1 pseudogene is annotated in these 539 nt (G+C 79.8%); it reads right to left on the reverse strand.

Annotated elements, in window-relative coordinates:
* Window positions 1-539, reverse strand: a pseudogene (locus tag QOL99_RS17505) (biotin-dependent carboxyltransferase family protein); the annotation flags it as partial.

Here is a 539-nt window from a genome sequence, read left to right on the forward strand (position 1 = left end):
GCCCGGGCGCAGTTGCCCCAGCACCGGGCGGTCCACCGCCGCCACGACGAGCGGGGTGGGGTAGCCCCCGTGCGTCCCCGCGTCGGGCAGCAGCAGGATGGGCCGCCCGTCCGGGGGAAGCTGCACCGCGCCCGGCACGTTGGGCAGGCTGACCCGCGCCGGGTCGTGGGTCACGGGCACCTCCCCGGTCAGCCGCACGCCCATGCGGTCGGCCTGCGGCCCCACGCTGAACCAGCCCCCCGTGAGGGCCGCCAGCAGCGCCGGGGTCGCCTCCGGGGTGCTCAGGACGCGCAGGGTGAGGTTCGGCCCGGTGGGGGTCCGCAGGCCGGGGGAGAGGAAGGCCCCTGGTGGGGACGCCTCCGGCCGGGGCAACCACCCCAGCCGGTCCCCCCGCCGCAGCGCCCGCCCCTCCAGCCCCCCGAAGCCCGTTCTGAGGTCGGTGGCGCGGCTCCCGAAGACCTCGGGCACGTCCAGCCCGCCCCGCACGGCGAGCACTGCCCGCAGGCCCCGCGCCGCCGCGCCCACCTCCAGCGTCGCCC

The sequence above is a fragment of the Deinococcus rhizophilus genome (assembly GCF_030271215.1).
Classification (GTDB): Bacteria; Deinococcota; Deinococci; order Deinococcales; family Deinococcaceae; genus Deinococcus; species Deinococcus rhizophilus.